The 10,790-nt window shown below is 45.4% G+C and carries 9 protein-coding genes; 5 read left to right on the forward strand and 4 right to left on the reverse strand.

Annotated elements, in window-relative coordinates:
• Positions 1-37 precede the first annotated feature (37 nt).
• The gene (locus FMS18_RS21005) at positions 38-2,047 is read right to left on the reverse strand and encodes a methyl-accepting chemotaxis protein (RefSeq protein ID WP_163296204.1); all 2,010 of its coding nucleotides are present in this window, start codon (positions 2,045-2,047) and stop codon (positions 38-40) included.
• A 258-nt stretch (positions 2,048-2,305) separates the two neighbouring features.
• Here FMS18_RS21005 and FMS18_RS18775 point away from each other — a divergent pair, with 258 nt between their 5' ends.
• Complete coding sequence (locus FMS18_RS18775) at positions 2,306-2,632, forward strand: helix-turn-helix domain-containing protein (protein WP_163296205.1); 327 nt, start codon at positions 2,306-2,308, stop codon at positions 2,630-2,632.
• Positions 2,633-2,778: 146 nt separating this feature from the next.
• Here FMS18_RS18775 and FMS18_RS18780 read toward each other — a convergent pair whose 3' ends face one another.
• The 3 genes from FMS18_RS18780 to FMS18_RS18790 all read right to left on the reverse strand — a co-directional run bounded on the left by FMS18_RS18780 (position 2,779) and on the right by FMS18_RS18790 (position 5,133).
• A complete protein-coding gene (locus FMS18_RS18780) occupies positions 2,779-3,348 on the reverse strand; it encodes a peroxidase-related enzyme (protein ID WP_163296206.1) in 570 nt (189 codons plus the stop codon).
• A gap of 84 nt (positions 3,349-3,432) precedes the next feature.
• On the reverse strand, positions 3,433-4,305 hold the full coding sequence (locus FMS18_RS18785; protein WP_163296207.1) for a radical SAM protein: 873 nt from the start codon (positions 4,303-4,305) through the stop codon (positions 3,433-3,435).
• Between the two features lie 18 nt (positions 4,306-4,323).
• Entirely contained in the window at positions 4,324-5,133 is an 810-nt protein-coding gene (locus FMS18_RS18790; RefSeq protein WP_163296208.1) for an SDR family NAD(P)-dependent oxidoreductase, read from the reverse strand.
• 370 nt (positions 5,134-5,503) lie between these two features.
• Between FMS18_RS18790 and FMS18_RS18795 the strand changes: the two genes are divergently transcribed.
• The 4 genes from FMS18_RS18795 to FMS18_RS18810 all read left to right on the forward strand — a co-directional run bounded on the left by FMS18_RS18795 (position 5,504) and on the right by FMS18_RS18810 (position 10,790).
• Positions 5,504-6,340, forward strand: coding sequence for a nitroreductase family protein (locus FMS18_RS18795; protein WP_163296209.1), 837 nt, complete (start codon positions 5,504-5,506; stop codon positions 6,338-6,340).
• A 109-nt stretch (positions 6,341-6,449) separates the two neighbouring features.
• Positions 6,450-7,346, forward strand: a complete 897-nt coding sequence (locus FMS18_RS18800) for a phosphatidylserine decarboxylase (protein ID WP_163296210.1) — start codon at positions 6,450-6,452, stop codon at positions 7,344-7,346.
• A gap of 776 nt (positions 7,347-8,122) precedes the next feature.
• Positions 8,123-9,205, forward strand: coding sequence for a hypothetical protein (locus FMS18_RS18805; protein WP_163296211.1), 1,083 nt, complete (start codon positions 8,123-8,125; stop codon positions 9,203-9,205).
• A gap of 46 nt (positions 9,206-9,251) precedes the next feature.
• Entirely contained in the window at positions 9,252-10,790 is a 1,539-nt protein-coding gene (locus tag FMS18_RS18810; RefSeq protein WP_239061105.1) for a TolC family protein, read from the forward strand.

Below are 10,790 nucleotides of genomic sequence, written 5' to 3' on the forward strand. Positions count from 1 at the left end.
AATCCGCAGCCGTTTTAATATTTGATTTCAGTATAATTTATCCGGCACGAAGATCTTCGGTCATTTCCCGAAGCTGCGAGGCCATTTCAGTCAGTTCATTGATTGCAGCCTGCGTCTGAGTCATGCCTTGGGCGGTTTCAGATGAAATCTGGTTAACTTCTTCAACGGCGTTGCCGATCTCTTCACTGGCTGCGGACTGCTCTTCTGCAGCAGTTGCAATAGCGGAAACCTGATCAGTTGTGGAAGTAACAACTTCAACATTTTTCACCAAGGCTTCCTCTGCCTGACGGGCAAGCTCATCATACTGCTTTACAGCATTTTCTGCGCCTTCCATTTCCTTGATATTATTCTGGGTACCACCCTGAATTGCATGAATTGCCGAACCTACTTCCGTGGTGGCAGCCATGGTCTTTTCCGCCAGCTTGCGAACTTCATCCGCCACAACTGCAAAACCTCTTCCCGCTTCACCGGCACGGGCTGCTTCAATGGCGGCGTTCAAGGCAAGCAGGTTGGTCTGGTCCGCAATATCGTTAATTACGTCAATAATGCTCCCGATGCTGTCAGCCTGCTCACCAAGCTCTCCGAGGCTTTTCCTCATCCGGACCGTATCCTGCCCGTCCACAGCAAGATTTCGGGCAGTATTGGCGTTATCGGCAGCCGAAGATGAATTGCGGGCCACTTCCATTACAGTATTATTCATCTGCTCCATGGAGGCCGCAGTCTCTTCCATGCGGGAGTTCTGAACATCAGTCCCCCTCACAATCTCAACAGTCTGGGCGGAAAGTTCCTCACTGGTGGAAGACAAACTGTTAACCACACTTTCAAGGCGGTCCGCAGCTTCATTAAGACCGTCACTTCTAGCCTTAAATGCCTGTTCTTTTGCTTCTTCAGCTTCAGCCAGTGCTTTGTTTGCTTCGTCAGTTTTGGAGTTGGCCAGATTACTCTTTTCATCTGCCTCTGATATTTTATTATTAAGCTCACCAACCATGCAGACCATGGCCCCGGAAAGCAATCCAAGTTCATCTTCCCTGCTTTTGGGAGCAGTGGCATTCAAATCTCCACCGGCAACCTTATCCGCAAACTGCACGCAATTCTTAAGGGGCGTGGTAATACTGCGCACAAGCAATGCACCCACAGCCATGCCGAAGACCAGAAACAGCAGTGCCACTCCAAACGTGACATACAAACCATGATTAACTTCTGCGAAAAGTTCACTCTTGCTGGCTTTAGTAATCAAATACCAGTTCAGCTCCGGGATATAACGGGAGACAACATACCAAGTTTCACCATTTTCATCGGTGTATGAAAACTGATAGCTCTTACTCTTAAGCAAAGAAGATACATCATTCTCATACCCTTTAATATCCCGTATATTTAGTTTATTGATCGCTTTTTTATCCTGATGCAACCGGATCAAGCCCTCTGGGTCCACCATGGCTGTCATCCCTCTTTCCCCTATTTTCATGGAGGAAACTTTCTGGACAAAATCATCAAGGGCAAGTGCCGTAGAAATAACCCCGAGAAATTTACCGTTTTTATCTATACGCCTGTTGATAAACGCTCTGGAACCGAAATCAGGATTATCGACATAAACATTAATCCCTACAGCTTTATTAGAATTACCGAATGCGGCGAACCATGAGTCTTCAGGACCTAACTTTTTAGCCTTCCCGGTCGCAAAATTATAATATTTATCCGAGAGGTTGGATACGAAATTACAACCGGAAGTTCCCAGTTGCCTGGCAAGATTTGATGAATATTTAAATATTTTGTCCTCACCGGAAGGATCTTCCCCTGCCTCCATCCATTCCCGCAGAAAAGGATCGTTTGCCGCTGCCCCTAGGACTTCAGCCGGAACAAGTAATGTCTTTTCTACGACATTTACAATATTCTCAATTTTGGCGGGTAATCCTTCGTTAAGCAATTGAGACTCTAGGCTTGACCGCGCTTCATAGTAGTTTACTGCGGTAATGGACAAGCTTAATGTCACCAACAGCAAAGCAATAATCAGATTCAAACGAAAACCGATACTAGAAAAACGTTTCACAGCACACTCCTCTTCTCAGCATTTCCAAACCCACTCTCAAAACGAGAAAGCCTCACAAGCTACTATAAGTTGCTTATTAGCATTAATATATTACTTAATACTCACAAAAAAAACAAAGTATAAAAACATTTCAGACTCAGCTCTTCAAATTGCATTGACCTTAACTTCCTCACAGGATATTTATATGGTACATAAATTCTATATGAGTAATTAATATTTTTTTGATAGTGTCAAAAAATAGAGAGTTAAGGAAAATCAATGCGTCACGACAAATATGATTGCAATCAGGGCTGTCCGGTGGAAGCCACTCTGGAAGTCATAGGCGGAAAATGGAAAGGAGCTATTCTTTATCATCTGCTGGAAAAACCATACAGGTTCGGCGAGCTGAAACGGACCATGCAGAACATAACCCAGCATATGCTGACCAAGCAGCTCCGCGAACTCGAAAAAGAAGGAATCGTCAACCGCAAAGTATACGCGCAGGTTCCCCCGAAAGTAGAATACTCTGTAACCGAATACGGAGAAACACTGCGTCCGCTGATCATGATGATGCGTGACTGGGGTCAGAAACATTTCGATCTTTAATCGTTAATATTGACTATAAACATAGGCAGAGAACTCAACTTTCTGCCTGCCCTAATGGGCATAAAAAACGCCTGCCGCTTTTAAGCAACAGGCGTTTTTCTATGATATATCCCGGTAGGGACCAAGTGGTAAACAAGCTACAAAAACTACCGTCCCATGACGTAGAATTCACTGTCCGGATGAACGGCCAGAAAACTCATCATGCGGTTGGACAGGTTGAAAAAAGACACAATTCCGGCAATATCCCAGATATCGTCACCAGAAAGACCGTGACCGCGCAGGACTTCAAAATCTGTCTCATTTACGGATTTGGAATCATTGGTCAGTTTCATGGCAAAATCACACATAGCGACCTGACGATCAGTAAGCCCTGCCTCGCGGTAATTGATGGCGACCTTCTCAGAAATGGTCGGATCACCGGTTTCAAGACGCATCACCGCTCCATGGGATGCAACGCAGTAGACACAACCGTTGTGTGCGGAATGGGCGATGATCAGCATTTCCTTTTCAGCGGCAGTCAGCCCGCTCTCTTTACCCATCACCGCATTGTTGTAGGCGATGAATGCCCGGAATTCTTCAGGGCGATGAGCCAGTGCGGTAAGTACGTTAGGGATAAAACCGAGCTTCTCCTGAAATGCGAGGATGGTTTCTTTTACATCTTCAGGCATCTCGTTAAATTCAGGGACAGGGTAACGGCTGATTTTTGCTTCACTCATGATATTTTCCTTATAGTGACAGTTATCTTTACTGGTTAAAAGTTTATAAAAATCTATATTCAGACAGGACAAAATTCTTGATTACTACCAGGCGTAGTTATGAAGTATGTCCATTTTGGCTACCGGATTGGCAACCATAGCACTTTCCACTTTCCGAAGTGAATTTTCTTTGATGCCGGGAAACATACCTTTGCACGAAACTATGTTGTTTCCATGATCACCCCAATAGAATGTTTCAAAATTCATATTTTCAAGCAGATACTTTTCCTCTTCCAGCATCTGGAGCGGCGTGGCCTGAATAAACTGCCCGGACCGGATTTCCTCTTCAAGCTCGGTTCCCGGCTGAACAGTCAAAGCCATGGGGGCGATCTCTTCGGGCTTAAGGATGTTAAGCAGCTCCACAGTTTTCTCAATATGTTCCTGCGAGCGATCTTTTCCGCCCATGCCGAAGATAAAGGAGGCAAGAACTTCAATACCTGCTTCCTTGGCCTTGGCCATACCTTCGATTGCCTGTTCCGGGGTCAGCCCCTTTTTCACCCCCTCAAGAATGACCGGATCACCGGATTCAAGCCCGGTGTATGCTTTGGTCAAACCTGCGACCCTTAATTCCTTAAGTTCCTCCACAGACTTGCGCCTGAAATCATTAAGTCCGGCGTAAAGGGAAATTTTCTCGCACTCAGGAAAAGTATCCTTCACCGTGTTGATGATCTTCAGCAGAAGCTCGGTCTTCAGGGCCAACACATTTCCGTCAACCAGAAAGACAGAACGAACATTGCGATAAAAACGTCTGGATTCCTCAATATCCTGAAAGATGTCTTCAAGACTCCTGATGCTGAACCGCTTATCGCGAAACATGTTGCAAAAGGTACATTTATTATGGGTGCATCCGAGAGTGGTCTGTATGAGCAGACTGTCCCACTCTATCCACGGCCGATATACTTTTCCTTCAAATCTCATTTTTCTGACCTCGTTCAATCAGTTGGAAAACCGGGCCAGCACATTCTCAATCACACTCACCACCTCCGCACATTTCTGCGGATTAGATGCATCAGGATGAGGTGAAGAAAAACGGCCAGAGTCATTATCGAAATATTTACCGGAAGCTGCGGCAAATTCATCGGACAAAGCTGCCCGACGCAGAATATCCGCACCGATGCGTAAATCAGCCCCGTCTACGCCGTATGCTTCCTTGACCATCTTGCTACCCAGCATGGATGCGGGGTTCACCGCCACCACCACCGGACCGTCAGCACCGAGCGAATCAGCCATGGCCGCGGACCACATGGTCAAAGCAAGTTTGGACTGGGCATAAGCCATACCGTCATTATGCGCACTCACTCCGTTCAAATCCTGCGGATTGAGCGGAGCCTGTGCAGCAGATGAAAGATTGACCACCCTGCCGGAACCACCCAGCAACGGCAGCAGTTTTTTAGTCAGCAGGTAAGGGGCAATAGTGTTCACTGCGAAACGCACATCAAGAGTGTCCGGTGATGCGGTTGCAGAGACCCGGTACACCCCGGCGTTGTTAATCAGCACATCTAGAGAATCATGCTTTTCCGCGACTTCAGCTGCAAGCCTTACCACTTCAGCCATGATAGAAAGATCGGAAACATAGCTTTCAACACTGCCTGCGCCTCCAAATCTGGACAATTCACCGGCAACTCTCTCAAGTTTTGTTTTATTACGCCCATGAACCAACACCTTATGCCCCTCGGCAATAAGCATCTTCGCGGTTTCAAGACCGATGCCGTCAGTTGATCCGGTTATGAGGATTGTTTTCTGCATTGCTATCTCTCCCGTTCAGAAGATTTAATGTCGTGCTTGTATGAGAGCGTACTCCATACCAAGACACGGACACCTAAAAATGTTAAGTTGATGAAACCACAGTGACCGATAGATCGTTTTTAATTAGTAAGCCGCTCAATCACTGTATGCAGAGAATATGGCGTACATACAAAACACACAAGTAGGCAAAAAAATATGACGTAGTATCAATAAGCAGACAATTGTGATAAATAGGTAGCTTAGAGATTAAAAAAAATTCTCAGATATTTATCTGATGCGATCTGCTTTTAATACAGATATGATTTGATGTTCATAGAGAAATGACATTCATGCAGGACTGATCCTGTATTAATATAAAAGGAAAGAACTTATGCTCAATTTTAAAGTAAACGAAGAACGCTGCATCAGGTGCGGCAAATGCATTACCGACTGTCCGCCCATGTGTATTTCCATGCAGGAAGGTGATTTCCCGGTAATTCAGGATGAAAACAGATGTCTGCGTTGCCAGCACTGCCTGGCTGTCTGCCCTACCGGAGCTATTTCCATCTTGGACCTGGACCCGGACAACAGCATTGAGCTTAAATATGAACTGCCCACAGCGCACTCCATGGAGACTCTCATCAAGGGCCGCCGTTCTGTTCGCAAATACAAAAAGAAAGCCCTTGAGACAAAAACTATTACCAAACTGCTGGAAACTGCATGGCATGCCCCTACGGGGACTAACGCCCAAGCAGTACTCTTCACCGCCACAACTACAGCTGAAGCAACCGAAGAACTACGCAAGGAAATCTATTCCAAACTGGGCAAACTGCTGACCGATTCCGACTTTGACGAGAACGACATGCGCTTCAAATACCTGCAAATGGCCTACGGTGCCTATACCAACCATGACGTAGACGTTATCCTGCGCGGCGCACCCCATATCCTTATTGCCAGCGCACCCAAGACCATCCCCCTGCCCAAGGAAGACTGTATCATTGCCCTGACGACATTTGACCTGCTGGCTCAGTCTATGGGCGTGGGAACCTTGTGGGACGGCATGCTCAAATGGTGCGTAGATGACTTCTTCCCTGAACTTGCCCACAAACTCGGCGTACCTGAAGACCATGAGATAGGATACAGCATGGTTTTTGGACACCCGTCAATTCAGTACCGGCGCACAGTTCAACGCGCTGCAACTGAAATGAATCTCGTAAATAGATTCTAAGTATAAACAGTGAAGGGTTCTGTACGGACCCTTCACTTTTCTCTATTGCCGCCATACCCTTCTAGTGCTATCACACGCCTCAAGCGAGATGAACACACATGAGGCAAACATGGATTATATAGAATACATAGACCGAAAATCCGGTGAAATCTGCAAAGAGACAGTACCCGGTGAGAAATGGCTAAAATGGCTGTACCACAATCCTTTGGGTAAACTTGCGCTGCACGGTGCGATTAAAAGGAAATTTGTATCCCAATGGTACGGTAATAAAATGGACAGCCCGGCATCAAAAGACAAAATTCCCGGATTCATAAAAGATTTGAACATCGACATGAATGAAGCCATCCGTCCGATGGAAGATTACGGTTCGTTCAATGACTTTTTTATCCGTGAACTAAAGGCCGAAGCCAGACCCATTGATAATACTTCTGCCACAATCGTTTCCCCTGCCGAGGGCAAGATTCTAGCATTCGAAGGCATTCAAGGGCTTGATTCGTTCTTTGTAAAAGGACAACAGTTTTCTCTCAATAAATTCTTGCAGAACAGTATGCTCAGCAAACAATACGAAGAAGGCACACTGCTCATCATCCGCCTTGCGCCCGTAGACTATCACCGTTTTCACTTCCCGGCAGACGGAACCATTTCCGCCTCAAGCCCGATTAATGGTGATTACTTCTCAGTATCGCCTTACGCAGTCAAAAACATGCTTCGCGTGTACTGGGAAAACAAAAGGGAATACAGTATCCTTAAGACTGCAAAAGCAGGTAATATCCTACTTTGTGAAGTTGGCGCCACTATGGTCGGTTCTATTATCCAGAGCTACACCCCGGACAGTGAAGTTAAGAAGGGGCAGGAAAAGGGATGTTTCAAATTCGGCGGTTCCACCGTGATAATGCTGCTTGAAAAAGGAAAAGCTCAGATTGATGCGGACATCATCAAAAATACTCAAAACGGCTTTGAAACCAGCATTAAGATCGGCGAAACTATCGCAACAGTCTGCGACTGAACATTTCCTTGATATTTTTTAATCACTAAGGATTGAACGAGACATCGTTCAATCCTTTCTATTTTTTTGAACTTTATAATAAACATTTCAAAATGTATAATTTTCGGTTTATAATTTGAAATATATAATCTAGAAAGGGTTCACTTTTAATTAGAAATAACTTAGATATATATACTTCGTATGGCACAATTATTAATAAAATAAAATCAAGCCGTTTCTTGAGAATACAATTTCACTGATCCGGGGAGGGAATCTGTGAAAACAATATTTCTTAATTTAAGGAGCATGATCTGCTCTTTTCTTCTATTCTTTACATACAAACTGAGAGAGTCCTCAAAGGTTCTTCCGATTTGCAATTGTAAAGAAAGTCTCGCCTGTCCTGTTCCGTTCAGTAAAAATACATGTAATTTTACTATACGAAATATCTCTTTTTCCCTCCACCAATGCAAGGTCTGCGGGGGAATTTCCGGATGCCCCAAAAGTGCTTTTCAAAAATTCATAACCACTTCCTCAAATGATGAACGGGAGCTGGTAATGGGAAAATTTTACAAGCACATGCAGACCCCTCTTTAAGGGTTTTACTCGGAACCAAAAACGAATAAAAGTTTAAAAGTCAAAATTGAAAACGAATATTTCTTTAAAGGCAACCCCGCCTTACGAAAAATCGTTTTATAAACTTTCTTTAGAACTTTTCTTTTAATTATTTTTGCCTTATATGCAAATAGTGCCGATTTGGCGTTATATAAAAGATAAAAAGAGCAAGGAATCACTCTCTCATGGCTTACAATAGTAATAAATACAAATTATACTTAACTTTATCCATCTTTGTTTTAGTTGCAGTAGTTGCCAGTGTGGTAGTCAGCTTCGCCTTCCTGAAGACTCTTTTCGCCACCTCGGAAATAATCAACTCGATTATCCTTGCGGTCTTTATAGGTAGTGTAATCACTGCATTTCGCTATATTTTTTCCGTACGCAGGGACATGAAGCTTTTTGCGGCATTCACCCAATGGTGTGAACACCCGGAAGAAAGCACTTTTGAGCTTGATGATTTGAATAAAGGGCTACTCGGAAACGTCCTTGTTTCCATCGGATGCTCAATTAAGGAAAATGGCATCCTGATCGTTAAATCGACCAGTGACAGCCGTTCCATTATAGAGAGTCTTGAACAAAATGTATCTTCTCGTTCATCGCTGATCTCTTTTCTCGGCGGATTCCTTGTTCTGCTGGGGCTTATGGGTACATTCCTCGGCCTGACCCTGACCTTGCAATCCATGGGAGAAATCCTCTCCACCCTTGCAGGCGGCCTGACTGACTCCAGCGACACATCCATCATGCAAGTCATGATTCAGCTCATTGTAGAACTGAAAAACCCCATGGCCGGTATGGGTACAGCTTTTTCAACATCCCTGTTCGGTCTTGCGGGCAGTGCTGTTGTGGGTGTTCTGTCTATCCTTATGGGTCGCATGCACGATCAGCTCAAACAACGCCTTGAAAACTGGCTCAACGAAAAGACAGAATACTCCGCAACCAAAAGCGGAGCCGCCGGTGCTTTCCCCGCTGATCAGGATCTGGGCAGCCAGATGGACGCTATTTCCACTCAGTTGGAAAAGAACAACGAAGCTCTGCTTGAATCCCTTGAAAACACAAACAAGTTTCTGCTGAAACTTACCCTGCTCCAGCAGCGTTCAGCAGAAGCTATCAATACGGTTCAGGATCAATCAGTTGAAACAACCAAAGAAATCGGTCTCGGCAACGAGTTAACCGGAAGACTGATCAAAGAATCGCGCCAGATGGTCACAGCTTTGGAAAAAAACATTGAGACAATGAATACCGTTAATGGAAAACAGCTTAAAAATTAATTTAAACTGTTATTAATATAGTTCGGGTGAAAATATGTCAGGGCAGATGATAAAGAAATTTGGAACAGCTTGCATACTTTGTGCGCTGCTTACATTTCAGGGCAATACCGGTTTTGCTGCAAATTCCACGGAAGGCACTCCCCTGCCTGCCGTGGAGAACGTTTCAGCAGGATCCACTGAGACAGTAAACCTGTCAGGTCTGGAAAATAAAGACCCACAGTATACAAACGCGGAAGATATAGAGAGTTTCAAACAAGGTGTCATCAAAATTGAAGACCCCGGTGTGGCAGGTTCTTCCTTGCAAAAAAGTGCCCCCAACGCCGCTAACGCAACGGCCCTGACTCTGCAACACGCCTGTGAACTGGCTGTGACCAACCATCCGCTGGTGGCATCCTCACGCTATTCTATGCTTGAAAAAAATGCTGAGTACGGAATGGCCCGCAAAGTATACTTCCCGCGTATTGATTTCACTGCGCAGGCCGGTCCTTCGCACAATCTCGATACCGAGACCACCAGCTACGGACAATCTTCCGTTGCCATGACCCAGACCCTCTACAACTTCGGCGGTCTGGATGACAGTGTTGACAGTGCCAAGATGAAGGCAGAAGGCGCGAAGTACCGTCTGGCCCGGACTCAGGAAGATATCGCCGCCCTTGCCATTAACTCCTACCTGAGCGTGATGCAGGCGCAGGAAAGCCTCAAGGTCTACAACAACACCTTGGATTTCTACAACAAACTGTTAAAAACTTTCTGGGAACGCTACAATGCCGGGATTTCCTCCAAAGCTGACGCCCGCAAGGTGGAAGTATCTCTGCGTTCAACTGAATCCCAAGTCACAGTGCAAAAACAGCAGCTTAAGACCGCAAGACTGCTTCTTGAGAACATCATCAAGCAATCGGTCAATGAAGTTGAGACTGACATTGCCATGGCTAAAATGGACATCTCAGACACCCTTGAAGGTGCATACGAGCTAGCCAAGAGCAACAACGTCAACCTTCGGGCATATAATGCTGAAATTGAATCACAAAAGAAAGTAGTCTCCACCGTTGAAGCGGGCTATTACCCTTCATTCGGGTACAGACTGCAGGCTAAAAGCGAATTCAAAAAATATGATGGCTACGAAAACGCTCTGGACGCTCAGGTCACCGTTAACTGGAACCTCTTCAACGGCTATGCCACAGATGAAGGTGTAAAACGGGAAGAAGCTGTCCTTAAAAGGCTTATGGCTACCAAAGAAGCTACTGAGCTCGAAATTCAGAACATCCTTTCCGATGCTTTCAACGCATACAAATCTTCTGAAAAAGAGTTCGAACTGGCCCGCGACGCTTATGACTCAAGTGTCAACCTCATGAGTCTCTACCTCAGTGAGTTTGATCTCGGCATCCGAACCCTGCTTGATCTCATCACAGCCCGCGAAGGACAGACAAGCGCGGCTGTACGCGAAGTGAACGCCCGCTACGCAAGAATCCGGGCAGCACTCAATATTTTCTTAGAACAAGGCCGACTCCCCGAAATACTGGGACTGCCCACTGAAAAAACTCTTTTCGAATCAAACAACGCACTTTACTCCGCTAAAGGTGAATAA

The organism is Desulfovibrio sp. JC022, from assembly GCF_010470665.1.
In the GTDB taxonomy this organism is placed as follows: Bacteria; Desulfobacterota; Desulfovibrionia; order Desulfovibrionales; family Desulfovibrionaceae; genus Maridesulfovibrio.

Coding starts and splice junctions, on each gene's coding strand:
- FMS18_RS18775 (WP_163296205.1), top strand. CDS start 2,306: ATGCGTCACGACAAATATGATTGCAATCAGGGCTGTCCGGTGGAAGCC.
- FMS18_RS18780 (WP_163296206.1), bottom strand. CDS start 3,348: ATGAGTGAAGCAAAAATCAGCCGTTACCCTGTCCCTGAATTTAACGAG.
- FMS18_RS18785 (WP_163296207.1), bottom strand. CDS start 4,305: ATGAGATTTGAAGGAAAAGTATATCGGCCGTGGATAGAGTGGGACAGT.
- FMS18_RS18790 (WP_163296208.1), bottom strand. CDS start 5,133: ATGCAGAAAACAATCCTCATAACCGGATCAACTGACGGCATCGGTCTT.
- FMS18_RS18795 (WP_163296209.1), top strand. CDS start 5,504: ATGCTCAATTTTAAAGTAAACGAAGAACGCTGCATCAGGTGCGGCAAA.
- FMS18_RS18800 (WP_163296210.1), top strand. CDS start 6,450: ATGGATTATATAGAATACATAGACCGAAAATCCGGTGAAATCTGCAAA.
- FMS18_RS18805 (WP_163296211.1), top strand. CDS start 8,123: ATGGCTTACAATAGTAATAAATACAAATTATACTTAACTTTATCCATC.
- FMS18_RS18810 (WP_239061105.1), top strand. CDS start 9,252: ATGATAAAGAAATTTGGAACAGCTTGCATACTTTGTGCGCTGCTTACA.